This window comes from Bradyrhizobium sediminis (genome assembly GCF_018736105.1).
In the GTDB taxonomy this organism is placed as follows: domain Bacteria; phylum Pseudomonadota; class Alphaproteobacteria; order Rhizobiales; family Xanthobacteraceae; genus Bradyrhizobium.
On the sequence record NZ_CP076135.1, the window covers coordinates 5,217,011 to 5,240,224 of the forward strand.

Sequence of the window (23,214 nt, forward strand, 5' to 3'; positions counted from 1 at the left end):
GAGGCTGGTCATGGAGCCCGTGCTGAAGACGCCGGAACGCGAGGCGTTCTACAAGAAGATCGACGGCGAAAATCTCTCGGCGTTGTGGAACGTGATGGGCGACCTGATCACGCCGGAGCCGAAGAGCGCCTGCCGGCCGCATCTGTGGAAATTCGACGCCATCCGCGACTACATGACCGAAGCCGGCAAGTTGATCACCGCCAAGGAAGCCACGCGGCGGGTGCTGGTGCTGGAAAATCCGGGGCTGCGCGGGCAGTCGAAAGTCACGACCTCGTTGTTTGCCGGCGTCCAGATGGTGATCCCGGGCGACATCGCGCCGTCGCACCGGCACAGCCAGTCAGCGCTGCGTTTCGTGCTCGAAGGCCACGGCGCCTATACTTCGGTCGACGGCGAGCGCACTGCGATGGAGCCGGGCGATTTCGTCATCACCCCGGCGATGACCTGGCACGATCATTCCAACGAGACCAGCGATCCGATGTTCTGGCTCGACGGGCTCGACATCCCGATGGTGCAGTTCTTCGACGCGTCCTTTGCGGAAGACTCCAAGGAAGACCAGCAGAAGATCACCCGTCCCCCGAACGACAGCTTCGGCCGCTACGGCCATAACCTGCTGCCGGTCGACGAGAAGCGCAAATCCAAGACCTCGCCGATCTTCAACTATCCCTACGCCCATACGCGCGAGGCGCTGGAACAGGCCAAGGCGCGCAATGAGTGGGACGCCTGCCACGGGCTGAAGCTGAAATTCTCCAATCCCGAGACCGGCGATTTCGCGATGCCGACCATCGGCACCTTCATCCAGCTGTTGCCGAAGGGATTCAAGACGGCGCGCTATCGCTCGACCGACGCCACCGTGTTCGCGGCGATCGAGGGCAAGGGCCGCTCCCGGATCGGCGAGCAGACCTTCGAATGGGGCCCGCGCGATTTGTTCGTGGTGCCGAGCTGGCAGTGGGTCACCCACGAGGCCGACGTCGATTCCGTGCTGTTCAGTTTCTCGGATCGCCCAGTGCAGCAGAAGCTGGATTTGTTCCGCGAGGACCGCGGCAACGCGTAACCGTCATGGCCGGATCAAAGCGCAAAGCGCGTCTTCGCGCTAGATGACCCGGCCATCCAACTATTACTTGTAACCGTCATAAAGAACGTGGATGCTTAGGACATCCAGCGCGAAGACGCGCTTCGCGCTTTTTGTCCGGGCATGACAAGAAATAATTCATTTGGGGGAAACCATGAGGATCTCGCTTGATCGCGCGTTCATGCCCGTTGCGGTGACCAACGGGTTGTAAGGAAGGTTCATTCGGCATCCGCGGGGGACGTCAAGACCTGATTGAGGGCGGCGTTTTGCAAGCATTCTCCAAAATCTCGAGCCGCCACTATTTCGCAATTTTTATATTGGCCTCCGCCACCCTGTCCTACCAGATACTGGTAACTCGTTTCTTCAGCGTCATGCTGTATTACCATTTTGCATTTGCTGCCATTTCACTCGCCATGCTTGGACTTACGCGCGGGGCGATGGAGGTCTACAACAAACCTGCCCGCTATGCTCCCGAACGGGTGGGAGTGGAATTCGCCCGCCACGCCTCATGGTTTGCAATTTCCGGCGTCGGCGCAATGATCGCCTTCCTGTGCGTGCCGCTCGTGATCCCCGGGGGATACGTACCTGCGGCCCTCGCGGTCGCGACGTTCGCCTTCGTGATGCCTTTTACCGAAAGCGGTGTCTGCATAACGCTTTTGTTGACTCGCCTGCCATACGGCGGCGGATGGCTTTATGCGGCCGACCTTTCAGGGGCGGCGCTCGGATGCCTCGGAGTCATCTTCGTATTGCTCATCGTCGATCCTGTGAGCGCCACACTATGGATCGGAGCCTTTGCCGCTGGCGCGGGCTGGATAGTGGTGCGGGACAGCGGCGACATCCGCAGCCTGCGCCTGAGCGGCGCCGTCGCACTTACGCTGGCTGCCGCCGCCACTGTGCACACCAGTCTGGCCGTTTCCGGCAAAGACCATCTGGGCGTCTTCTGGGCGAAGGGCTCTCAGCAGATGGGAACGCTGTTCGAGCGCTGGAATACCTACTCACGCGTGAGGGTGACGGCGCTTGGCGAGAGCACTCCGTTCGGCTGGGGCCTCGCCCACACGCCGGAGACGAAGATAGACCAGTACCACCTCGATATCGACGCCGATGCGGCCACGGTCATCACCCGGCACGACGGCGATCTCGGCAAGCTATCCTACTTGAAGGATGACGTCGTCAATGCCGCCTACCTGGTGCAGTCGCCTGACGACGTCGCTGTGGTGGGCGTGGGCGGCGGTCGTGACATTCTTTCCGGGCTCTTCTTCGGCGCCAAGCACATACGTGGAATTGAGATCAACCCCGCGATCTTCGAAGTCCTCACTGACAAGTTTGCCGATTTCTCCGGCCATCTCGATCGCCAGCCCGGCGTATCGTTGGTCAATGCCGAAGCCCGCAGCTACATCAACCATTCGCCCGATCGATACGACCTTGTCCAGATTTCGCTGATCGACACCTGGGCCGCAACGGCTGCCGGCGGACTGACGCTCACGGAAAACCGTCTCTATACCGTGGAGGCATGGGATGACTTCTACCGCGCGCTGAAGCCTGGCGGGCTATTGTCAGTATCGCGCTGGTACGAGCCGGACCATCACCGCGGTGAGTTTTATCGCCTCGTGGCGATCGCGGCGAGTGCGCTCCAGCGTCAGGGTGTGCCCGCAGCCGCACTGGCAAACCATGTTATCGCACTGAACGTCGACAACATCGTAACGGTGATTACCCGTCCTGACGCCTTCACCAAGGCCCAGTGGCAAGCTGCGCGCACAAGGCTTCTGGCCCAGGACTTCAAGATACTCCTGGGGCCGGATGTCAATTTCGACACCGTCACATCGACGCTGCTGTCCGGCAAGGCCGACGCGGCATTCTTCGCGTCACTGCCGGAAAACATCATTCCTTCAACGGACGACAATCCGTTCTTCTTCTATACGACGAGCTTCGGAAATCTTGCCGACGTGCTCTCATCGGCTCGCACCAATAACAGCGCGGCGATCAGCATGACCCTGCTGCTGCTCCTGATCGCGCTTTGCGCCTGCGGGTACTACATCGCCATTCCGTTTGTCCGCCTCGCAAAGCGGATGCCGCTGTCGACGCTGACGCCACCCGTGGCGTATTTCTGCGCGATCGGCATGGGCTTCATGCTGATTGAGATATCGCAGATGCAGCGGCTGATGGTCTTCCTTGGACATCCCGTCTACGGACTGGGCGTGGTACTGTTCACGATCCTTCTCTTCAGCGGGATCGGCAGCGCCACGGTCGGTGCCCATGCCCTTCGATCGAGCGCGGTCGTCACCAGGGTTGTCGGCCTCGTGACAACGCTCGTGCTGGCGGGGCTATTGACTCCGCTATTCACCACATGGGCGCGATCGGAAGCTACCGACATGCGCATCTTGTTGTCCGTACTGCTCCTCGCGCCGCCGGCGTTCTGCATGGGGATGATGTTCCCGCTCGGGCTAAGCATCTGGCGTCGTCACGCGGAGCTTCTTCCGTTCTTCTGGAGTGCCAACGGGATTACCTCGATGTTTGCGTCGGTGCTGGGCATGGCCTTGTCGATAGAATTCGGCATCGGAATGACATATGCGCTGGGCACCTGCTTCTATGTCGTCTGCGCAGTCCTGCTCGTCCGGAGCAGCCGGAGCGAACCGCATGGGCGTGTCCGCGGCGAGGCCGCTCAAGGGGCTGGAATTGGTGCGCCAGCTAGCGCCAGTGCAACAGCCGCGTCTCCAGGAGGTTGATCAGCTTCCCCACCGCGAGCCCGAACAGCGACAGGATGACGACGCCGGCCAGCAGTTGATCGGTCTGCATCAGGTTGCCGGCCTGCAGCACGAAGGCGCCGATGCCGAACTGGGCGCCGATCATTTCGGCGCTGACCACCAGCAGTAGCGCCACCGAAGCCGAAATGCGGAAGCCGGCGAGGATCGACGGCAGCGCGCCGGGCCAGATCACCCGCCGCACGATGGAAGCGAACGGCACGTTGAAGCTCTGCGCCATCCGGATCAGGTTGCGCGGCACCGCATCGACGCCGCTATAGACCGAGATCGCGGTGGAAAAGAATACCCCGAGCGCGATGGTCGCGACCTTCGGCTCTTCACCGATGCCGAGCCACAGGATCAGCAGCGGCAGCAGCGCGATCTTCGGAATCGGGAACAGCGCCGAGATAAAGGTGATGCCGACGCCGCGCGCGACGCTGGAAAGCCCGATCGCGAAGCCGACCAGGACGCCGGCGGCGGTGCCGAGGATCCAGCCGGAACCGATCCGCATCACCGACACCGAGACATGCTGCCAAAGCGCGCCCGAGATCGCGAGCTTCCAGATCGCCAGCGCAATCGCCGACGGCGGCGGCAGGAACAGCGGATTGATCCATCCGGCGCTGCCGGCCAGCTGCCAAAGCGCCAGTACCAGCGCGAGCGCGATCCAGCCGGAGGTGCGGCCTGCCTTCGGCGCAAAGCCGGCGCCGCGAAACCCGACCGGCCGCGACTCGGTATCGAGACCGGTTTGCGGCGGATCTTTCGGCGGCGCGCGCTCAAGCATGCTGCACCTCGCGCTCGGCGTCGATCGCCTGTTCGCGAATCTTCGACCACAGCTCGCTCTGCAGCGCCAGCAGCCGTTCGCGGGCATGGATCTCGCCGCGCTCGCCGCGCGTCATCGGGATGCTGACGACCTCGCGGATGCGGCCGGGCCGCCGCGACAGCACCACGATACGGTCGGCGATCCGCACCGCCTCCTCGAGATTGTGCGTGACATAGACCGCGCCCATCGCGCCGTCGGCGAGCAGTCCGACGAAATCCTCCATCAGCAATTCGCGGGTCTGCGAATCCAGCGCCGACAGCGGCTCGTCCATCAACAGGATCGCGGGTCTCACCGCCAGCGCCCGGGCGATGCCGACGCGCTGGCGCATGCCGCCGGACAATTGCTTCGGATAGGTGCCGCGAAAGTCCGACAGGCCGGTGCGGTGCAGGGCGTCGTCGACAACAGCGCGGCGATCGCTCGGGGTCAGGGCGGTATGCAGCAACGGGAATTCGACATTCTCAGCCACCGTGCACCACGGCAGCAGCGCGAAATCCTGGAACACGAAGGTCAGCGGATTGCGGCTGTCCGGCGGCGGCGCGCCGCGCCATTCCGCTACGCCCGCGCTCGGCTGCAGCAACCCGCCGAGGATCGACAGCAGCGTGCTCTTGCCGCAGCCGGACGGACCGACGATCGCCACCACCTCGCCCGAGCGTACCGTGAACGACACGTCGTCGAGCACCTCGAGCGCGCCGAAGCGATGGCTGATATGGTCGGCGATCAGGTGCATTCGGATACTCACTCCCAAATCCTCATCCTGAGGAGCGCGAAGCGCGTCTCGAAGGATGACGGCCACCAGCCGGGCCCATCATCCTTCGAGACGGCCGCGCTGCGGCCTCCTCAGGATGAGGGAGAAGAAGCGGACGACTGTTGAAGGTTCTCCCATCAATCCGCCTTCACATATTCCCTGGCAATAATCGCGTCGACGCCAAATCCCTTGTCGACGAAACCCTGTTCCTGTAGCCATTCGATCTGGTTGGCGACATTCCTGACGTCGAGCTTGCCGTCGGGATCGATATAGGCGCAGTTGCCGACCACCTGCTCGACCGGCAAATTGGTGTATTTGGCGATGATCTCCAGCAGCGGCCTGGTCTTGTCGTTGATCGAAGCCTTGCCGTCCTTGATCGAGGCCAGGATCACGTCGTGATATTCGCGGTCGGCGCGAGCCAGCGCAGCGAGGAGTTTGGTGACCAGCGGCTTGTTGGCCGCGGTCTTGGTCGACGCAAACACGGCGCCGAGCTGCCACGGCGTCTCGTCGCCGACCCAGCCCAGCAGTTTCGCGCCGCCGTCGTCGATCAGCTTGCGCGCGGTCGAGACCGGCAGCAGCGCGGCGTCGACGGTCTCGCCTTTCAGGGCGGCGGCGGCATTCGACAGCGACTGCAGCGGCAGCACCTTCACATCCGCAAGCTTGAAGCCGTATTTGTCGGCGAGCAGGCCGAGCGAATAGTGAAAGCTCGACCCGGTCTGGGTCACCGCGATGCGTTTGCCGGCGAGATCCTTCGGCGTCTTCAGGCCGCTCGCATAGGCGTTGTTGCTGGCGAAATAGCCGATCAGGGGATAGCCGGCCCTCTCGCGGCTCATGCCGCCGATCACTTTCAGCGTGCCCTTGCCGGCGAGGTTGTAGAGACCAGCGGTGAACGCGGTGATGCCGAAATCGACATCGCCCGAGGTAGTCGCGACCGCGATCGGCTGCGCGGCGTCGAAGAACTTCAGCTCGATATCTAGCCCGGCCTCTTTGAAGTAGCCCTTGTCCTGCGCGATGAACACCGGCGCCGACGACGACAGCCGCAACACGCCGATCTTCGCCTTCAAGGGCTCGTCCGCCCGCGCGATCCCGCCCGCCGCCAAAGCCACTAGGCCCGCCAATGCGAGCCACGCCAACCTTATCATCCGGTTTCCTCCGTCTTTATTATAGCCCTTCGGGCACGCGCTGGTCCTGCCCGATAAACGCGCCCTGTTGCTTCAGTTGTTGTTGCAGCTTTTCCACCGCAATGTCGCGCGGAATCGTGTTGCCTGACAGCGCCAGCGCCGCGGCGGACCCCGCGGCCTCGCCCATCGCAAAGCAGGCGCCGGAGACCCGCGCCGCCGACTGGCCGTCATGGGTCATCGAGGCGCAGCGCCCGGCGATCAGGAGATTGTCGATGCCGGCGGGAACCAGCATGCGATAGGGCAATTCGTTGAAGCCGCGCGATTCCGGGATCGGCGGAAACCTGAACACCACGTCGCCGGCGACATGGGATTCCATCGGCCAGCCGTTGACGCCGATACTGTCGCCGAACGAGGCGCAACCGAGCACATCCTCGCCCGACAGCATGTAGCCGCCGACCACGCGGCGGGTTTCGCGGATGCCGAGCTGTGGCGGCAGGTCGACGATGTAGGATTTCTCGAACCCCGGCACCGTGCGCAGGAACTCGAATGCCTGGATCGCCTGGCGGCGGCCGTCGATCTCGCCGCGGGTGAGGTCGTCGGGTTCGAGCCCGCTGATCGCGCTGCCGTCGTCGCGCGAAAGCTGGGTGAAATTCACCCGCCATTCGATTTGTGACCGCTGCGGCCGCACGATCGCGGCCTTGCGCGGAAAACGATGCGTGCCGGCGGCTTCGGCCGCTTCCATCAGCGCCGGAATCGTCCGCCAGGCGTCGCCGGCTTTTTCGGGGTCGATGCCGTTGAGGCGGAACATCATCGAGGGATAGAGCATGCTGCCGGCGTTGTCGCCGACCTCGAACGCGGCACCGGCCCAGGCGGCGAGATCTCCGTCGCCGGAACAGTCGATGAAGATGTCCGCAACGATCGCCTGACGCCCGGCTTTCGTTTCCACCATCAACGCATTGATGCGCTTGTCGTCCGGCATGACAACGCCGGCACCGAGTGCGTGAAAGAGAATGTCGACCTTGTGGGCGGCGAGCAGATCGTCGGCCGCGATCTTGTAGGCCGCGGTGTCGTAGGCCTGCGCCAGGATCTTGCCGAGGATCAGATGCGGCGCATTGAGCCCGCCGAGCCGGTCGATTCGCGTCAGCAGTTCGGAGGCGACGCCCTGCACCACCCGGTGCATCTCGCCGAAAACATTGGCGTGCAGCCCGCAGAAATTGGTCACGCCCGCCGCCGTCCCCATGCCGCCGAGAAAGCCATAGCGCTCGATCAACAGCGTGCGCCGCCCCGCGCGCGCCGCAGCGACGGCGGCCGCGATGCCCGCGGGCCCGCCGCCGAGCACGGCGACTTCATATTCGCCGTATAGCGGAATTTGACGGGCGGGTTCGGTGATGGATTTGGAGGGCAAGGCGGAGTTTCCGGATGATCCGTGAGTATCATGCTCCGGGTGCGGAATTTTAGCCATCTCGTCAAGGCCCGCATCACCGGTTGCACTGCGGAGCCAGCTTGTGGAAACTGCCTGCGACCTCTTCGACCCCTCCAGCAGGAACACCCTCCCCCATGCGTATCTGCATTTTCGGCGCGGGCGCCGTCGGCAGCCATTTTGCGGTGCGGCTGGCGCTGGCAGGGCACGACGTATCCTGCGTGATGCGCGGGTCGCATCTTGGGGCGGTGAAGGCCAACGGCCTGACGTTGCGGGTCGGCGACGCCGAATTCAAGGCAGGAGTGAACGCCTCCGACGATCCCGCCGCGCTGGGGCCGCAGGATGTCGTGATCTCGACGCTGAAGGCGACCGGCATCGGTGCGCTCGCGACCGGCCTCAAGCCGCTGCTGCGCGACGACACCGCCGTGGTGTTCGCCCAGAACGGCATTCCCTGGTGGTACGACATCGGACTGTCGGCCGATCATCCGCCGCCGCCCGATCTCGGTTTTCTCGATCCCGGAGCCCAATTGCGGTCGGCGGTCGCAAGAGAGCGGATCATCGGCGGGGTGATCTTCTCGTCGAACGAGGTGATCACGCCCGGCGTGGTGGCCAATCTCTCGCCCGAGCGCAACATGCTCCTGATCGGCGAATGCGACGACCGCAGCAGCGAGCGCATCGCTCACCTCCGCGCCGCGCTCGAAGGCGCTTCGATTACCTCGGCGCCGGTGGTGCGGATCCGGGAGACGATCTGGACCAAGCTCCTGACCAACATGTCGATGTCGGTGCTGTGCCTCTTGACCGGACTGACCGCGCGGGGCGTGCGGGACGACCCGGCGCTGCAGGAGGTCATTCCGCGCCTGCTCGAAGAAGCCAACGCCGTCGCGCAAAGCTGCTTTCCCGGCGTCAAGCGGCTGACGCGAAGCGGGCCGGCGCCCGACCACAAGCCGTCGATCCTGCAGGATTACGAACTCGGCCGCGCCATGGAGATCGACGTGCTGGTGCGTGCGCCGGCGGCGTTCGCCCGCGCCGCTGATCTGCCGACGCCGATGCTCGACCTGATGGCGGCGCTCGCGATCCGCCAGGCGCGCGACAAGGGGCTTTATCGGGGCTGAGCGTCACGTTCGGAAGCTGCCAACAGACTTTTTGACGCGTTTTCCTGACGCGAACCGGTACCCACTTCGCTCGAAGACGCTATGGCCGGTCAAAATCCGTACTTGCGGGAATGCCGCCGCCTGGTGTCGGCCTGATCCGCCGTGCGCCGCGGGCCGATCGCCTCGAATTGCGCCTTCTGCTCGTCGCTCAGCGTTCCCCAGAAATCGTCAAGCGCCGACCGCACCTGCTTGATCGCCTGCAGCATGGTATCGAGCCGTTGGCCGGCAGCCGCAAGGCGCGCCGGCGGCGTGACCGTGTCCCCGGCCGGGCACGAGGTCTTGAGCGTCTCCGCCGCCCTGGCGCCGGCGTCCTGCAGCGCGACGAGGCGCGCACGTTGCGCGTCGGTCGGGCGCAGCCTCGCATCGATCTCCTCGGCCGGCCATTGCGGCGCGGCAGGCTGCGCGGCGTCGCAGCTCCAGACCAGCGACCGGTTGCTCCTTCTCGCGGTGGCTTGCCGCTGCTGGTCCTCGCCGAGCGCGTTGAGCCGCGCCTTCTGCTCGTCGTTGAGCAGGCCGTAGAATTTATCCAGCGCCGGCCGCACCATGGCCACCGCCGCGATCATCGCCTCGATCCGCTGCTGCATCGATGCCAGCCGGCTTGGCGCGGTCAACGCAATCTTGTCCGGGCAGGCTGCCTTGATGTTCCGCGCGGCCGTGACCGAAACGCTGGCGAGATCGTCGAGCGCGGCGCGTTGCGTCTCGGTCGGCTCGATCGCCTGCTGGATCAGATCGATCGGGAGGCCGGCAATATCGCGGCTGTCGTCGCCGCACATCTGGGCCAGCCGGTCCATGGCGGCGCCGGGGCCGCCGGGCGAAGCGCGTGGCGGCAGATAGAATGCGAGGTCGTCGTAGCCGTAGGGCGCAAACAAGCCGGCATAGATGTCGCCGTAACCGTAGCCCCAGAACGGCGCGCCGACGCCGTTGCCCCAGATCGCATAGTCATAGATGTCGAAATAGGCGAACGGCCAGAACAGCGGTCCGACCCATCCGTATCCGCCGTTACCGTGCCGCCACCATCCGCTGCCGCTGCGGCCGTAGTGCCATCCCGCCAGCGCCGCGCCGGCGGCGATCCGGGTGCGCATGCCGGGGCTGTGCAGCGCCGCCGTGTGGCGCATCGAGCGGGCAAACGCACGGGAGCCCGGCGCGCCGGATCTGAAATTTTGCGCCGCGACGGCGCGATGGCCGCTGATGTGGCGTCCGCCGCCGAAATGCGCGCGGCCGAAATGCCCGCCGCCATGGCCGCCACTACGGAAATGCGCGCCGCCGTGGCCATGACCGCCACCATGGCCATGACCGTGACCGCCGCCATGACCGCCACCGCCTTTCGCCGCGGCATATCCGGCAGCCGACAGCACGGTCACGAGAACGATGGCGGCAAGCCTGATGTTGAATCTCGACATGGCACGGTCCCCGGCGCGCCGCGAATTTGCGGGCTATTCGAAAACGCAGGCTTGACGATATGGTTCCCCCGGGGCGGCTGCGAAATTCGGGCAATCGGCAGGCCGGGACAAAGGGCTTAAGACGCCCTTCTGCCCGGGCATGACGGGCGAGGTTGCCTGCCCGCTCGAACGAAGCGAAGATATCGCCACATCATCAAGGCAAACCGGAAAGCGCCCGCATGCACGTCAAGGGAAGAGTCTGTGTCGTCACCGGAGCCGCCAGCGGCATCGGCGAGGCGGTGGCCCGCGCCTGGGCGGCGGCCGGCGCGCGCGGCGTCGCGGTCGCCGATCTCAAGAGTTCGCGCGACCGGCTCGCCAAGGTCGCGGGCGAGATCGACGGCCTCGCCGTGACCTGCGATGTCGGCGAGGAGCAAGACATCAGGGCGCTGATCGCCGCGGCCGAGGACAAGTATGGCCCGGTCGACGTGTTCTTTTCCAATGCCGGCCTGTCGCGCAAGGGACAGGAGAGCGCCGACGACGCCGACTGGGAGGTCAGCTGGCGGGTGCATGTCATGAGCCACGTGTTCGCGGCGCGCGCGCTGGTGCCGGGCATGCTGGCGCGCGGCTCCGGCTATCTGCTCAATACCGCTTCCGCAGCGGGGCTGCTGGCGTCGCTGAACTCCATGCCCTACGGCGTGACCAAACATGCCGCGGTGGCGCTGGCCGAGCATCTCGCCATTCAATATGGCGACCGCGGCATCCGGGTTTCCGTGCTGTGCCCGCAATCGGTGCAGACCGGCATGACGACGCCGGGGCCGAGCGCGGCGCGGGTCGACGGCGTGCTGCAGCCGAGCGAGGTGGCGCGCATGGTGATCGAGGCGATGGAGGCTGAGCGCTTCCTGATCCTGACCCACCCGCAGGTGCATGAATACATGCAGCGCAAGGCCGCCAGCGCCGAGCGCTGGCTGACCGGAATGCGCCGGCTGCGCGACAGAATCTATGGCGCCCCGGCGGGCTGATAACTGATATCTGCTGCTGGATCGAGAAACCGGCTGGAAGGACCGACGGCCTTGAACCTGATTCTATCCGTCATGCTCGGCCTGATCTTCGGCGCGGCTCCCGCCCTGGCGGCGGTGGAGCAATGCCGGTTCATCCAGGCCAAGCCCGAACGCGAGGCGTGTTATCAACGCCAGGAAAAAGAGCTCGCGGCGAAGCGCAAGCCCGCGCCTGCCGCCAGCACCAGGACCATGGAAACGCTGGAGCAGATGCGGCGGGAAGACGATGCGGTTTACAAGAGCCTGCGCGGCATCTGCCGGGGATGCTGAGCGCGCCGGCTCGCACGGCTTATTTCTTGAGGCCGGCCCAATTGCCCGCGCGCTTTTCGGCGAACGAGGCAAGGCCTTCGGAAGCCTCCGCGGTCCGGCGCCGCGCCGAATGCATCCGGACCAGCCGCGTATAGGCCTCGTCGTCCACGGCCATGCCGCCGAACGAGCTTTCCATGGCGAGCGCCTTGGTCTCGGCCATCGCTTCGGGGCCGTTGGCCAGCAACTGGTCGACGACTTTCGCGCCCGCGGCTTCCAGATCGTCGAGCGGCACCACCTCATGCACGAGACCGATGCGGCGCGCGTCGTCGGCGCCGAAGCGCTCGCCGGTCAGCGCATAGCGGCGGACCTGGCGGACGCCGATGGCATCGCACAGTTGCGGGATGATGATGGCGGCCGTCAGCCCCCAGCGCACCTCGGTGATCGAGAAGACAGCATTGTCGGCGGCGATCACCACGTCGCAGGCGGAGATCACCCCGGTGCCGCCGCCGAAGCAGCCGCCCTGCACCAGCGCCACGGTCGGGATCGGCAGAAGGTTCAGCCGCTGCACCGCCTCGAACGTGGCTTGCGACACCGCTTCGTTTTCGGCAGGCGCTTTCGGCCGCACGCCATTGATCCATTTCAGGTCGGCGCCGGCCTGGAAGTGCCTGCCGTTGCCCTTCAGCACCACGACGCGCAGCGAAGGCTGCTTGCCAAGATCGGCCATCGCCGCCAGCACGCCGTTGATCAGGCCGGCGTCATAGGCGTTGTTGACCTCCGGCCGGTTCAGCGTGACCGTGGCGACGCCGCGTTGATCGAGGTCCCACAGGACCGGATTGGCAGGCATGGCAATTCCCTTGGTTGGATGTTGGCGACCGTCATGAGGGCAATACGCCGGGATCGCCGGCAGCGCCAGATCACTTCGCGTTGGTTCCGGCGATGCGACTGCTCCCGCGAATTCGCGGCACGCCGCTTATCTCTCTACCGGCCCCTTGCGCGCCCGCCATCCCGCCATGCCGGCCGGATAATGCTGCGCGTCCTGCCTCCCGGCAGCGATCATTCGCTTCATGGCAGCTGCGGATCGCGCCCCGGACCGACAGATCAGCACGACGCGCTCGCCGCGCGGCACGCGAGCAGGATCGAATTGGGAAAGTGGATGATTGACCGCGCCGGGAATGTGCCCGCCGGCATATTCGTGCGCCTCACGCACATCCACGACCGTGCACGCCCCGCTTCGATGCGCTTGCAGGAGTTCCTCATGCGTAATGGCGGGAGTGCTGGAGGTAGCCATGAACTTGCGCAAGAATTGAGACAGCATCGAACGAGCCTTTCCCTGGCCACGAGACCTGACCGCTCCCGGCGGCTTCGAACTGCCGCAGCGGTGCGATCACGTAATATATTCGTATTCTCTAATATATGTCGGTAACGAAGGCGGATCAATGGCTGATCCAGCGCGCGAACGCATCGAGAATTTCGTTCAGGACCTCGCGGTCGTTGCGGCCCGAACGCACCGGCACGTGGAAGGAGTGATCGGCCGCTTCGACGAGATGCAGCGTGGCCCTTCGCCCGAGTTTCCCGACGACCGGCTCGATCAGCTTGGTCTCTGCGAGCTTGTCGCTCGTGCCCTGCAGGAACAGCATCGGGATATCGATGTCGGCGAGGTGTTTGGCGCGATCGTCGGACGGCTTGCCCGCCGGATGCAGCGGAAAGCCGAAAAAGGCCAGTCCGTCGACGCCCTGAAGCGGCGCGGCAGCCTGCGCCTGCGAGGTCATGCGGCCGCCGAAGGATTTGCCGCCCGCGATCAGGCGCAGTCCGGGGCAGCATCGTGCGGCTTGCGCCACCGCGGCACGCACGGCAGCGTGCGCGAGCGCTGGCGGGTCGGGCCGCCTGCTGCCCTTTTCCATATAGGGGAACTGATAGCGCAGGCTCGCGACGCCACGTTCGGCGAGACCCCGGGCTGCCGCCTCCATGAAGGAATGCGTCATCCCCGCCCCCGCCCCATGGGCGAAGACAAAACACGCGCGCGCGTTGGCGGGACGGATCAGCAGCGCGGAGACCGAACCCGCGTTCCCGACCGCGATCTGCTGCGGGCTGGCGGCGTTCATCCGGTGTGAAACCCGATCGGCATCCGGCAAAGATTTGGCGATCCCGGCATGACTCGAACATGCGACCTACGGTTTAGGAAACCGTCGCTCTATCCGGCTGAGCTACGGGACCGAAGCCCCGCAAATGGGCGCGGGGACTTGGGAGCTATTTACCAGAACGAAAGCGCTATCGCCAGCGTTTGCACCGCCTGCGCACAACGCATCGAGTTGTGCCCCGACACGAGGATGCTCGTTTGCTTCGTTCCCTTCTAAGTTTTCGTTGACACAATCAAACTTTTAAGTTGAGATTTGCAATCTTGTGCTCTCGGCTGGTTGGCTTTTTGAAGTTGGATTTGCATCGCTGTCCGGACGTCTATCGTCCTCAGCATGAACTCCCGGCGGTCTGATTTTTCGCTGCCGTGGACGGGTTCGGTTTTTCTCGCCTGAATTCATTTGTTTCGTATGCATAGTCGAGGAGGATTATTTGGCAGATATCGAATGGGGAACGAACTACGCAGACTATGCGACCAAGCAGGCCGACAAGTCTCCCGACGAAGGTGCGCGAAGCCAGATTTACTCCGCAGCATTTGCAGAAATTGCGCAATCGAATCTAAGCCAGCGCGGCATTCGTCTTTCAGACAATCCTACGCCGGCCGAGCAAGCGCAGCAGCTTCGAAAGTCGATCGGCTCCGATCTCCTGAAGAGTCTTGCCAACAAAAATCTCGACAGCCAGATGGAGGTCCTCCATGGCCTCAGGTCGGCCGGCATCGCGCCGGTGCAAGCCGCTCAAGACGTCGCCTGGGTGATCGGGAAATTCAAACGTGTTGACCCAAGAACGATAGCTGCAGCCGATCCGCTCACGAAATACCGCTTTCAGGACGACGAAAAGCGGGCCATGGCCATCCTGCTAGACGATTTCTATCTGAGCAAGGGATGGACGATGGAGAAGCAAATCCAGCCTTGGGAGACGCAGCCGGCAACGCACGTTGCCCACTTCATTGCCTTGGTCGTCGAACATAATCCACATCTCTGATAGATCGCGGGACAGATCATGAACCGTTTCATTCGAGTCATTTGCATCAGCTGCATCAGCGCTCTCACGTTCGGCGCGGCAGGAAAATCGATCGCGGCTTCCGACAAGAAATGCCTGGAAAGCCCGCGGCTGAAGGATTTGCTGAAGATTTACGACCTCAACAAGGACGGCTGCATCGATCAGAGCGAACAGGATTTGATAAAGCGGGACGCCGGTATTCTGCCGGCCGAACCTCCGCCCCCAAAGGTCGCCAAGCGTGAGCCCTATCGGCCGGCGCCGGTTCTCCTGGTCCGGGATGCCCACCCCGCCAACGCCTTTTTGGACGGAGGAAGCAAGGTATCCGATGCCGGTGCTTTGTTTTCTTACACGAGCGACAATGCCACCAGCACAAGCACCTGGGCGGCCAAGGGATCGGTGGTGACCGGATTTGTCTGGGACAGGGAGGCAAAGCTCGATGAAATCAAGAACGGGTACGTCTCGAGAATCGCCTTTCTGACGGGGATCGAATTCGACCGTACGTTTCAGAATAAGACCGCGTCCGATAGTGGGTCCACCTCGGCGAAGGCCGGCTTTGAGATCGAGCGATTTGGCGGCGCCGATAGCGGACTCTTGCGTCAGTACTTCAAGGCCGACATGGTCTATACGACCGATTTTGACGGCAAGGCGAGCGTCTACGGATTTCAATCTTATTGGCAGCCGATGTTCCGCAATGGCCCGATCGGAAAAACCACTCAAATCGCAGACAAGATCTGGTTTGGATTTCGTCCGACCCTTGCGGCCGACTATTATCACGTGTCTGACAACGGAACCTTCAAGGCTCTCACCCCGGGAGAGGATTATCTGTGGCTGGGCACCAAGATCGCAGCGAGCCTGAGTTTCGACTACGAATATCTGAAGTCGCTTACGTTCGCCGCGAAGTACTTCTATTTGGCGGAAACCCTGAAAGCCCCGCAGCATCGGGACATCAATTATGTTCAGATCAGCGCACTTTACGATCTCGTCAAAGACATGCTTTCGCTTGAAGCACGTTACACATACGGCAACACGCCGCGAACGTTAGCTCGTCAGAACGAGTTTTATGCCGGGTTGACCGTTAAGCTGGGCGATCTTCCGGCGTCACCTACCTCGAACTGATTTTGCGGGACAGATTTCCTGCGCAACTGGCCGACTTGCTACGGAACCTTGTTGCTACGCCTTGATATTGTTCTCGCGCACCACCTGGCCCCAGATGCTGACCTGTTTGGCGAAGAAAGTGCCGAAGTCCTTGGCGTCGGCCAGCACCAGGGTCATCTGCTGGGTCTCGCGCAGCTGCGCCGCCACGGCCGGCTCGCTCAGAATCTCCTTCACCGATTTCGCCATGCTGGCGATGACATCCGGCGGCGTGCCCTTGGGAGCGAAAATGCCCCACCAGGCCAGCGTCTCGAAATCGGGGAAGCCTGCCTCGATCGCCGTCTGGGTGTCCTTGAGCACCGGCAGCCGCTCGCGCCCCAACTGCAGGATGGGACGAAGGTTGGGCCCGAGCTGTGCCGTCACCAGCGCCGCCGATCCCGCGATCAGATCGACATGTCCGCCGAGCACGTCATTCATGGCCGGACCACCGCCGCGGTAAGGCACATGGGTGATCTCCACGCCGGCCTTCTTGGCGAGCAGCGTCATCGCCAGATGGCCGAGGGTGCCGATGCCGACGGAAGCATATTTGACCGAGCCCGGTTTTTCCTTCGACGCCGCGATGACGTCGGCAAAGGTCTTGAAAGGCCGGCTGGCGTTCGCCGCAATCACATAAGGGGCGGTGCCGACCAGAAACACCGGCACCAGATCCTTCTCGACGTCGACCTGCGGCTTCTCGAGAATCGCGGGAATCACCGCGTGCGAGTCGAAGGTCACGAGAAACGACGAGCCGTCCGGCGGACTCTTGGCGACCTGGGCGGCGCCTAGCGAGCCGGCCGCGCCGGACTTGTTCTCCACCAGCACGATCCGGCCGAGCCTGGTTTGCAGGTGGGACTGCAGCACCCGGGCGAGCGCGTCGGTGGAGCCTCCCGGCGGGAATGGCACCACCAGCGTCATGTTCTTCGATGATTGCGCCAGCGCCAGCGCCGGCGCGACGGTGAAAGCGGCCGACGCCGCCAGCATGGTACGTCGCGTGATCTTCTGCATGGCTCTCCCCTGTTGGTTGCTGCGCTCTGGTTTTTTGGCAGCTTTATTGATTGCCGAAGCCCGATCCGGCCTTTTTGTATTCCGGCCGCGGCGGACTGAAGATATCGAGCACGCGCGCCCCCTCCGGCCCGGCGCGCATGGTATGCGGCACGTTGCCCGGCGTGCGCCAGAAATCGCCCTTCTTCACCGCAATTTCCTCATCCCCTTGCACCCGGATCGCCGAGCCGTCCAGCAACACGCCCCACTGCTCTTCGGGGTGATGATGCAGCGTCCCTTGCGAATGCGGCGCCAGCGTCACCACCGACAGCATGGCCTGTTCGCCGGCGAAAATGCGCGTGGTGAGGCCCGGCGCGAGATCGCGAAACAGGCCGTCATGCGGATTGTCCAGATTGTGAAACTCGTCCTTCTGACTCATCGTGCTTCCCTCAATGCCGGCTGCTTTTCGATCAGGATTTTGCGTAAGAGCCCTGGTACCGGCCCTCGCGGATCGAGACGATGGTTTCCTCTTCGCGCTTGATCTGGGCGCGGACCGCCTCGAGCAAGGTCGATGCGATCGAGACGGGAAAGGACACCACGCCGTCCTCGTCGCCGACCACGATGTCGCCGGGCGATATCACCGAGCCGCCGATCGAGACCGGCACGTTGATTTCGCCCGGACCGCTCTTGTAGGGACCGCGGTGAATGACCGCGCGGGCAAAGCATGGAAAGTCGGACGCGGCGAAGGCGGCGACGTCGCGGATGGCGCCGTCGATCACATAGCCCGCGGCGCCGCGATACTCGGCGATGTTCTTCATGATCTCGCCGACCAGCGCCCTGGTCTCGTCGCCGCCGCCATCGACCACGATCACGTCGCCCGGCCCGACCAGTTCGAGCGCCCGGTGGATGGCAAGATTGTCACCCGGCCGCGTGCGCACGGTGAACGCAACGCCCACCAGCCTGCCGCTGCGATGGAACGGCCGCAGCCCAACGGCGCCGGGCAGCCGGGCAAGGTTGTCGCTGATCACAGATGTCGGCGCGGTCCTGAACGCCTCGATCAGATCAGGCGCAGGCTTCGGCACGCTCATCATGGCCGTGGTGACGCTCATGCAGACGGCTCCCCTTTATGATTTCGGCCCGCGTTCATGCGCGCGCTCATTTGTCGGGACGGCTGCAGCATTGCCTGCTTTTGCATGCCGCCCCCGGCGCAACATCTGCAGCCTGTACCGTGGGGAGGTCAAGCTACGCTCCGAGCCTGTTTTTCAATACCTGATATTCAGGAAACCGTCGCTCGATCCGGCCGGGTGCTGGACCGAAGCCCCGGGCGCGAATTCACCGAAATCAGCAATAAAACGCTCGATTTTCGCGTGTTCCGCCCGCCGTCCGACACGCGATCTTAACCGCAAATACATTGTCAGGCTGTATTTTTACGGTGAACCATCGTTCGCTCGGGCGCTGATCGGATGCAGCTTGCCCGGCGGATTTTGCTGCGGCGCTTCCAACGAGGCAGATACCCATGCGGGCAGAGCAGCCCAAGGCAAACCAGGCGGCCGGCGCAGGCGCGGCCACGGACGATTCATTTCAGCTGTTGTTCGATGCCAACCCGGTTCCGATGTGGATCTGGGATCACGAAACCTATCGTTTTCTCGCCGTCAACGACACCGCCGTCGCGCATTACGGCTACAGCCGCGAGCAGTTCCTGAGCATGCGGTTGTTCGAACTGAAGCCGCCGGAGGATCACGGCGAGATCCGGGAAATCGCACAGAGCGGCAATAGCTATCGGATAGGCCGGGTTACCCGGCATATCAAGGCGGATGGCGGCCTGATCGATGTGGCTATCTATGGCCGATCGCTCGACTACAGAGGCAAGCCGGCATCGCTGGTGGCCGTTGTCGATGTTACCGCACGCAAGGGCGCCGAGGACGAAGTGCGCAGCACGCGTGAGTTCCTGAGCGTCGTGATTGAAAATGTCCCGGTGTCCATCGCCGTGAAGAACGCGGCCGATCTTCGTTATGTGCTCGTCAACCGCGCCGCGGAGGAATATCTCGGCCTTTCGCGCGGGGAGATCGTCGGCAAGACCGCTCACGACCTCTTTCCGGGCTCGACTGCGGATGGCGTGGTCGCGCGCGACCGCGATCAGCTCGAGACCGAAGGTTGCGGCAGCCTGGAAGAACATGAGATCGAAACACCGCGCAACGGCATTCGGGCCGCCAACAGCAAGCGGCTGACGATCCGGGGCGTCGATGGGCAGGCCCAGTACCTGCTGGTCATGACCGAAGACGTCACTGAAAAACTCAAGGCGGAAGCCCGGATCAAGCATCTGGCTCACCACGATCCCCTGACCAACCTTCCCAACCGGGCGAGTTTCAACGCGCACCTTGCCGAGGCCATCGATCGCGCCGACGCCTCCGGCGCAAGCTTTGCCGCCCTGTGCATCGATCTCGACCGATTCAAGGAAATCAACGACGTCTTCGGCCATTCCGTCGGCGATGCGCTACTGTGCCAGGTCGCCACCCGGATGAGGGAAGTCGCCGGCAGCGCGTTCATCGCCCGCCTCGGCGGCGATGAATTCACGATCATTCTCCAGGGCAGCGACCAGCCAGAAGCCGCCGCCATCTTGGCCGATCGCCTGCGCGAAGCCATGTCGCCCGAATTCGAAATCGAAGGGCAGCGGCTGCGCGCCGGCCTGAGCATCGGAATTGCCGTCTATCCGAGCGACGGGACCACCGCCGTGACGCTGCTCTGCAATGCCGACGCAGCACTCTATCGATCGAAGGAAGACGGCCGGGGCACCATCCGCTTCTTCGAGCCCGAAATGGACAAGCGGCTGCGGGAACGCCACGCCATTCAGCAGGACCTGCAATCGGCGGTCGCACGCGGCGAACTCGAATTGTACTATCAGCCGCAGGCCACGATCGGCGGCGGCATCATCGGATTCGAAGCGTTGCTGCGCTGGCATCATCCCAGCCGCGGCCTGATTCCGCCAATGACTTTCATTCCGATTGCCGAGGAGAGCGGGCTGATCGTCCGGATCGGCGAATGGGTGCTGCGCGAGGCATGCCGCGAGGCGGCGACATGGCCGATTCCGCTTCAGGTCGCGGTCAATCTCTCGCCGGTGCAGTTCCGGCATGGCGACCTGCAGACCCTCGTGCACACCGTGCTGCTGGAGAGCGGGCTCGCGGCCGGCCGGCTCGAACTCGAGATCACCGAAGGGGTGTTGATCGCGGATTTCGGGCGCGCGGTTTCCGTGCTTCGCCGGCTCAAGGCGCTTGGCGTGAGGATCGCGATGGACGACTTCGGAACCGGCTATTCCTCGTTGTCCTATCTGCAGGCCTTCCCCTTCGACAAGATCAAGATCGACCAGTCCTTCATTTCCAATCTGGAGCATAATCATCAGTCCGCGGCCATCGTGCGCGCCGTGGTGAGCCTTGCGCACGGCCTCGGTCTCCCGGTCATCGCGGAAGGCGTCGAAAGCTCCGCTCAGCTGGAATTCCTGACGCGCGAAACGGTCGACGAAGTCCAGGGCTACCTGCTGGGCCGCCCCTATCCCATCAAGCACTATGCCGGAATGATCGGCCATCAGCCCGATGCCGCAATCATGGCGGGCCGCACCGGCTGAGGCACAGCGCCCGGCCGTTGAATATCCTCGATAATTCCAGCGAGACGCGGGGCGCGCGTGTCCCTTTGGTCACAGGATCTGGCGAAGCTTGCGCGGGCCGCCGGAAAAATGCCCGGTTCCGGGGTGACAAGGCGGCCGATAATGGCGACAATTGGTGTAAGTTGTGTCGAGCGAATCTTCTCTTGAAAATCGTGCGTTGGGAAAATCGTCCGTGATGCCGTCACGTACATCCGTGCTGCTGATCACCGCAGCCGCCGCCTGCGTCGCGCTGGCGCCGTCGCGCGCGCAGGCGCAGTGGTGGAGCCGTGCGCCGGCCGATTTCGAGGACTGCGCCGACAGGGCGGAGAAATCGCCGAGCAAGGAAGAGAAGGCCGCCAAGCTCTCCGAGTGCCATTCGAAATTCGCCGGCCGGCGCAAAGTGGGCGGCGGCTACACTTATTTCGATTTCATGCAAAACCGGCACTTCGACATCGCAGGACCCAACCCGACGCCGGAAGAGCAGAAGAAGATCGACGAGCAATATATCGTCTATCTCGACCAGGAGCGGCGCAGCACCATCGCCGCCGCCGCCTTCACCGCCAAGCAGCAGCAACAGTTGCAGCAGGCCTCGCTGAGGACCGAAACCGGAAAGGTGCCGGTGCCGCGCCAGAGTCCCGCCAAGCAACAGGCCGCAACGGGAGACCTGAGGTCTGGCGACCTGAGGTCACGGACCAGAGCCCCCAATTGCGCGAAAGGCTCGTTCTCCTGCGAGTGGCCGCGGCTCTCCGGGGGCCTCAACGATATCAAGAAGCTGTTCAGCCCGTCGCCGAACCGGGCCAAGCGCAGCTGACGACATCGCCTCAATCCGTAATCACCATCGCCCAGAATTTCCGGTACGGCGACCTGGGGTTGGCGACCGAGGCGACGCCGACGCGGCGCGCGCCGGGCATCAGCAGATTCTCGCGATGGCCGCGCGAAGCCTTCCACTCCTTCAGCATTTCGGAAAACGCCAGAAATCCGGCGCCGATATTTTCCGCGGCCCGCGATTTGCGTAACGGCGCCACGCGCGAGGAAAACTGGCCGCCGACGCTGTGGGTGATGGTGCCGCTCGCGGCCATCGCCTGCGCCTGCTTCAGCGCGACCGCGGCGAGCCGGCCGTCCGCCCTGACCACGGATAATCCGTTGGCCCGACGGTAGGCGCTGATCTCGCTGGCATAGTCGCCAGCGGCCGCCGTGGCGGCGAAGCCCAGGCCGAAGCCGAGCGCGAGCAGCAGCCTCATTCGCAAACGCACCGGCATGCCGTCAATGCGCGTGGATCCGCTTCGCCCGGCGCGGCGGCGCCGGTTTGGGATAGAGCACGACCGGCGCAGACACCGTCCGCGCGGCGCGGCTCGCCTGCAGCCGCGCGTCATATCCCGGCGAGGGTGTTGCGGTCGGCGGCACGGCGATGGCCGGCGCTGCAGACGCGAGGCCGCCGAGCACCACCAGCGCGGCGATGGCGGATTTTACGTAAAATCGTTTCATGTCGTTTCTCCCGGATCGGGCGAGTCTCGCGCCGGATCATCGCCATTTCAAGGCAGCGCCATCTCGCGGCCGGATCGCGATCGATCTTCACCGCACCGCCCCGCACGGCAAGCTCGGCGCCTCCTCGCCTTGTAACCGTCATGGCGCGCCGTTATGTTCGACACCGGGCAGGCACGCGGCAGGAGAGAGAACCATGGGTTTACTCGACGTACTCAACGGCATGCAGAACGGCCCGCGCGGCCCCAGCAATCCCAATGCACAAGACAAGGGCGGGATGTCGCCGATCACCATGGCGATCCTGGCCCTGCTCGCCTACAAGGCCGTCAAGCATCTCGGCGGCAGCAAGCCCAATGCTGCGCCGGCGCCGGCCCCCTCGCCCAATACGACCAATGCCGGCCTGCCCGGCGGTGGAGGTCTTGGCGATCTGCTGAAGGGCGGACTGGGCGGCCTGCTCGGCGGCGCCGCCGCCGGCAGCGTGATCTCGGGCGGGCTCGGCGACCTGCTCAAGCAATTCCAGCAGAACGGCCAGGGCGAAGCCGCCGATTCATGGGTCGGCAGGGGTGAGAACAAGCCGATCGCGCCGGGCGATCTCGGCAAGGCCCTGGGCGTCGATCAGATCAATACGCTGGCGTCGCAGACCGGCTTGTCGCGCGACGAACTGCTGAGCGGCCTCAGCCAGTATCTGCCCGGCGTGATCGACCAATTGACGCCGGACGGACGGCTGCCGACGGAGAACGAATTGTCGGAACGGATCTGACGCCGGCGTTTTGCCCTTCTGCTTTTTCTAGAAAAGGACGACAGCCATGAGCGGCATTCTCTGGATCATCATCGTCGGCTTTGTCGCAGGGCTTATCGCGCGCTGGCTGTCGCCGGGCCCGAACACTCCGAGCGGCTTCATCCTGACCACCGTGCTCGGCATCGCCGGCGCGTTTCTGGCGACCTTCGTCGGCCAGGCCATCGGCCATTACAGTCTCGACCAGGGCGCCGGATTCATCACCGCGACCATCGGCGCGGTGGTGGTGCTGTTCATCTGGAACCGGCTGGTGGCGAGCGGCGTGATGTCCGATCCGGGGAAACGGTAGACTTCGTCATTCCGGGATG

Annotated in this window: 24 protein-coding genes and 1 tRNA gene; 11 read left to right on the top strand and 14 right to left on the bottom strand. The window is 64.0% G+C overall.

The annotated features are described in order from the left end of the window. The first annotated feature begins 10 nt into the window (after positions 1–10). Positions 11–1,051 carry a gentisate 1,2-dioxygenase gene (gene gtdA / locus KMZ68_RS24850; RefSeq protein WP_215613733.1) on the top strand — a complete coding sequence of 347 codons (1,041 nt, stop codon included), beginning with the start codon at positions 11–13 and terminating at the stop codon, positions 1,049–1,051. Positions 1,052–1,386: 335 nt separating this feature from the next. Then, positions 1,387–3,792 carry a hypothetical protein gene (locus KMZ68_RS24855; protein ID WP_215613734.1) on the top strand — a complete coding sequence of 802 codons (2,406 nt, stop codon included), beginning with the start codon at positions 1,387–1,389 and terminating at the stop codon, positions 3,790–3,792. Here the strand turns inward: KMZ68_RS24855 and KMZ68_RS24860 are convergent. From KMZ68_RS24860 to KMZ68_RS24875, 4 genes are all read right to left on the bottom strand, one after another. After that, positions 3,755–4,588 carry an ABC transporter permease gene (locus tag KMZ68_RS24860; RefSeq protein WP_215613735.1) on the bottom strand — a complete coding sequence of 278 codons (834 nt, stop codon included), beginning with the start codon at positions 4,586–4,588 and terminating at the stop codon, positions 3,755–3,757. The two genes, KMZ68_RS24855 and KMZ68_RS24860, sit on opposite strands and share 38 nt — an antisense overlap. Continuing rightward, positions 4,581–5,354: an ABC transporter ATP-binding protein gene (locus tag KMZ68_RS24865; protein WP_215616464.1), complete on the bottom strand. Its 774-nt coding sequence runs from the start codon at positions 5,352–5,354 to the stop codon at positions 4,581–4,583. Before KMZ68_RS24865 ends, KMZ68_RS24860 begins: the two co-directional genes overlap by 8 nt. A gap of 155 nt (positions 5,355–5,509) precedes the next feature. Then, positions 5,510–6,514, bottom strand: a complete 1,005-nt coding sequence (locus KMZ68_RS24870) for an ABC transporter substrate-binding protein (protein ID WP_215613736.1) — start codon at positions 6,512–6,514, stop codon at positions 5,510–5,512. Positions 6,515–6,533: 19 nt separating this feature from the next. Further along, positions 6,534–7,898, bottom strand: coding sequence for an FAD-dependent oxidoreductase (locus KMZ68_RS24875; RefSeq protein WP_215613737.1), 1,365 nt, complete (start codon positions 7,896–7,898; stop codon positions 6,534–6,536). A gap of 152 nt (positions 7,899–8,050) precedes the next feature. Here KMZ68_RS24875 and KMZ68_RS24880 point away from each other — a divergent pair, with 152 nt between their 5' ends. After that, on the top strand, positions 8,051–9,025 hold the full coding sequence (locus KMZ68_RS24880; RefSeq protein WP_215613738.1) for a 2-dehydropantoate 2-reductase: 975 nt from the start codon (positions 8,051–8,053) through the stop codon (positions 9,023–9,025). An 89-nt stretch (positions 9,026–9,114) separates the two neighbouring features. Here KMZ68_RS24880 and KMZ68_RS24885 read toward each other — a convergent pair whose 3' ends face one another. Beyond that, the gene (locus tag KMZ68_RS24885; RefSeq protein WP_215613739.1) at positions 9,115–10,464 is read right to left on the bottom strand and encodes a Spy/CpxP family protein refolding chaperone; all 1,350 of its coding nucleotides are present in this window, start codon (positions 10,462–10,464) and stop codon (positions 9,115–9,117) included. A 218-nt stretch (positions 10,465–10,682) separates the two neighbouring features. On the opposite strand from KMZ68_RS24885, the gene KMZ68_RS24890 reads away from it, so the two are divergent. After that, positions 10,683–11,462 (top strand): SDR family oxidoreductase, encoded by a 780-nt coding sequence (locus tag KMZ68_RS24890; protein ID WP_215613740.1) that lies wholly within the window; start codon positions 10,683–10,685, stop codon positions 11,460–11,462. Between the two features lie 72 nt (positions 11,463–11,534). After that, the gene (locus tag KMZ68_RS24895) at positions 11,535–11,768 is read left to right on the top strand and encodes a hypothetical protein (RefSeq protein WP_215613741.1); all 234 of its coding nucleotides are present in this window, start codon (positions 11,535–11,537) and stop codon (positions 11,766–11,768) included. Positions 11,769–11,787: 19 nt separating this feature from the next. On the opposite strand, the gene KMZ68_RS24900 is transcribed toward KMZ68_RS24895, so the two are convergent. The 4 genes from KMZ68_RS24900 to KMZ68_RS24915 form a co-directional block, all read right to left on the bottom strand. Beyond that, positions 11,788–12,591 (bottom strand): enoyl-CoA hydratase-related protein, encoded by an 804-nt coding sequence (locus tag KMZ68_RS24900; RefSeq protein WP_215613742.1) that lies wholly within the window; start codon positions 12,589–12,591, stop codon positions 11,788–11,790. Between the two features lie 126 nt (positions 12,592–12,717). Beyond that, on the bottom strand, positions 12,718–13,062 hold the full coding sequence (locus tag KMZ68_RS24905; RefSeq protein WP_215613743.1) for a rhodanese-like domain-containing protein: 345 nt from the start codon (positions 13,060–13,062) through the stop codon (positions 12,718–12,720). Between the two features lie 118 nt (positions 13,063–13,180). Further along, positions 13,181–13,849, bottom strand: a complete 669-nt coding sequence (locus KMZ68_RS24910; protein ID WP_215613744.1) for an alpha/beta hydrolase family protein — start codon at positions 13,847–13,849, stop codon at positions 13,181–13,183. A 35-nt stretch (positions 13,850–13,884) separates the two neighbouring features. Continuing rightward, positions 13,885–13,961 (bottom strand) — tRNA-Arg (locus KMZ68_RS24915). A 351-nt stretch (positions 13,962–14,312) separates the two neighbouring features. Between KMZ68_RS24915 and KMZ68_RS24920 the strand changes: the two genes are divergently transcribed. Further along, complete coding sequence (locus KMZ68_RS24920) at positions 14,313–14,861, top strand: hypothetical protein (protein ID WP_215613745.1); 549 nt, start codon at positions 14,313–14,315, stop codon at positions 14,859–14,861. An 18-nt stretch (positions 14,862–14,879) separates the two neighbouring features. Then, positions 14,880–15,995, top strand: a complete 1,116-nt coding sequence (locus KMZ68_RS24925) for a hypothetical protein (protein WP_215613746.1) — start codon at positions 14,880–14,882, stop codon at positions 15,993–15,995. A gap of 54 nt (positions 15,996–16,049) precedes the next feature. On the opposite strand, the gene KMZ68_RS24930 is transcribed toward KMZ68_RS24925, so the two are convergent. From KMZ68_RS24930 to KMZ68_RS24940, 3 genes are read right to left on the bottom strand one after another with little or no spacing between them, the layout of a single operon-like run. After that, positions 16,050–17,015, bottom strand: coding sequence for a Bug family tripartite tricarboxylate transporter substrate binding protein (locus KMZ68_RS24930; RefSeq protein ID WP_215613747.1), 966 nt, complete (start codon positions 17,013–17,015; stop codon positions 16,050–16,052). Positions 17,016–17,058: 43 nt separating this feature from the next. Continuing rightward, entirely contained in the window at positions 17,059–17,430 is a 372-nt protein-coding gene (locus KMZ68_RS24935) for a cupin domain-containing protein (protein ID WP_215606853.1), read from the bottom strand. Positions 17,431–17,461: 31 nt separating this feature from the next. Further along, complete coding sequence (locus KMZ68_RS24940) at positions 17,462–18,100, bottom strand: RraA family protein (RefSeq protein ID WP_215613748.1); 639 nt, start codon at positions 18,098–18,100, stop codon at positions 17,462–17,464. A 407-nt stretch (positions 18,101–18,507) separates the two neighbouring features. On the opposite strand from KMZ68_RS24940, the gene KMZ68_RS24945 reads away from it, so the two are divergent. Further along, positions 18,508–20,610 (top strand): putative bifunctional diguanylate cyclase/phosphodiesterase, encoded by a 2,103-nt coding sequence (locus KMZ68_RS24945; RefSeq protein WP_215613749.1) that lies wholly within the window; start codon positions 18,508–18,510, stop codon positions 20,608–20,610. Between the two features lie 214 nt (positions 20,611–20,824). Continuing rightward, a complete protein-coding gene (locus tag KMZ68_RS24950) occupies positions 20,825–21,439 on the top strand; it encodes a hypothetical protein (protein WP_215613750.1) in 615 nt (204 codons plus the stop codon). A 10-nt stretch (positions 21,440–21,449) separates the two neighbouring features. On the opposite strand, the gene KMZ68_RS24955 is transcribed toward KMZ68_RS24950, so the two are convergent. Further along, positions 21,450–21,869, bottom strand: coding sequence for a CAP domain-containing protein (locus KMZ68_RS24955; protein WP_215613751.1), 420 nt, complete (start codon positions 21,867–21,869; stop codon positions 21,450–21,452). A 22-nt stretch (positions 21,870–21,891) separates the two neighbouring features. After that, positions 21,892–22,113: a hypothetical protein gene (locus KMZ68_RS24960; RefSeq protein WP_215613752.1), complete on the bottom strand. Its 222-nt coding sequence runs from the start codon at positions 22,111–22,113 to the stop codon at positions 21,892–21,894. Between the two features lie 193 nt (positions 22,114–22,306). On the opposite strand from KMZ68_RS24960, the gene KMZ68_RS24965 reads away from it, so the two are divergent. Then, complete coding sequence (locus KMZ68_RS24965; protein ID WP_215613753.1) at positions 22,307–22,870, top strand: YidB family protein; 564 nt, start codon at positions 22,307–22,309, stop codon at positions 22,868–22,870. A gap of 46 nt (positions 22,871–22,916) precedes the next feature. Beyond that, the gene (locus tag KMZ68_RS24970) at positions 22,917–23,195 is read left to right on the top strand and encodes a GlsB/YeaQ/YmgE family stress response membrane protein (protein WP_215613754.1); all 279 of its coding nucleotides are present in this window, start codon (positions 22,917–22,919) and stop codon (positions 23,193–23,195) included. Positions 23,196–23,214 lie beyond the last annotated feature (19 nt).

Coding starts and splice junctions, on each gene's coding strand:
- gtdA (WP_215613733.1), top strand. CDS start 11: ATGGAGCCCGTGCTGAAGACGCCGGAACGCGAGGCGTTCTACAAGAAG.
- KMZ68_RS24860 (WP_215613735.1), bottom strand. CDS start 4,588: ATGCTTGAGCGCGCGCCGCCGAAAGATCCGCCGCAAACCGGTCTCGAT.
- KMZ68_RS24865 (WP_215616464.1), bottom strand. CDS start 5,354: ATGCACCTGATCGCCGACCATATCAGCCATCGCTTCGGCGCGCTCGAG.
- KMZ68_RS24870 (WP_215613736.1), bottom strand. CDS start 6,514: ATGATAAGGTTGGCGTGGCTCGCATTGGCGGGCCTAGTGGCTTTGGCG.
- KMZ68_RS24880 (WP_215613738.1), top strand. CDS start 8,051: ATGCGTATCTGCATTTTCGGCGCGGGCGCCGTCGGCAGCCATTTTGCG.
- KMZ68_RS24885 (WP_215613739.1), bottom strand. CDS start 10,464: ATGTCGAGATTCAACATCAGGCTTGCCGCCATCGTTCTCGTGACCGTG.
- KMZ68_RS24890 (WP_215613740.1), top strand. CDS start 10,683: ATGCACGTCAAGGGAAGAGTCTGTGTCGTCACCGGAGCCGCCAGCGGC.
- KMZ68_RS24895 (WP_215613741.1), top strand. CDS start 11,535: ATGCTCGGCCTGATCTTCGGCGCGGCTCCCGCCCTGGCGGCGGTGGAG.
- KMZ68_RS24900 (WP_215613742.1), bottom strand. CDS start 12,591: ATGCCTGCCAATCCGGTCCTGTGGGACCTCGATCAACGCGGCGTCGCC.
- KMZ68_RS24905 (WP_215613743.1), bottom strand. CDS start 13,062: ATGCTGTCTCAATTCTTGCGCAAGTTCATGGCTACCTCCAGCACTCCC.
- KMZ68_RS24910 (WP_215613744.1), bottom strand. CDS start 13,849: ATGAACGCCGCCAGCCCGCAGCAGATCGCGGTCGGGAACGCGGGTTCG.
- KMZ68_RS24925 (WP_215613746.1), top strand. CDS start 14,880: ATGAACCGTTTCATTCGAGTCATTTGCATCAGCTGCATCAGCGCTCTC.
- KMZ68_RS24930 (WP_215613747.1), bottom strand. CDS start 17,015: ATGCAGAAGATCACGCGACGTACCATGCTGGCGGCGTCGGCCGCTTTC.
- KMZ68_RS24935 (WP_215606853.1), bottom strand. CDS start 17,430: ATGAGTCAGAAGGACGAGTTTCACAATCTGGACAATCCGCATGACGGC.
- KMZ68_RS24940 (WP_215613748.1), bottom strand. CDS start 18,100: ATGAGCGTCACCACGGCCATGATGAGCGTGCCGAAGCCTGCGCCTGAT.
- KMZ68_RS24945 (WP_215613749.1), top strand. CDS start 18,508: ATGCGGGCAGAGCAGCCCAAGGCAAACCAGGCGGCCGGCGCAGGCGCG.
- KMZ68_RS24950 (WP_215613750.1), top strand. CDS start 20,825: ATGCCGTCACGTACATCCGTGCTGCTGATCACCGCAGCCGCCGCCTGC.
- KMZ68_RS24955 (WP_215613751.1), bottom strand. CDS start 21,869: ATGAGGCTGCTGCTCGCGCTCGGCTTCGGCCTGGGCTTCGCCGCCACG.
- KMZ68_RS24960 (WP_215613752.1), bottom strand. CDS start 22,113: ATGAAACGATTTTACGTAAAATCCGCCATCGCCGCGCTGGTGGTGCTC.
- KMZ68_RS24965 (WP_215613753.1), top strand. CDS start 22,307: ATGGGTTTACTCGACGTACTCAACGGCATGCAGAACGGCCCGCGCGGC.
- KMZ68_RS24970 (WP_215613754.1), top strand. CDS start 22,917: ATGAGCGGCATTCTCTGGATCATCATCGTCGGCTTTGTCGCAGGGCTT.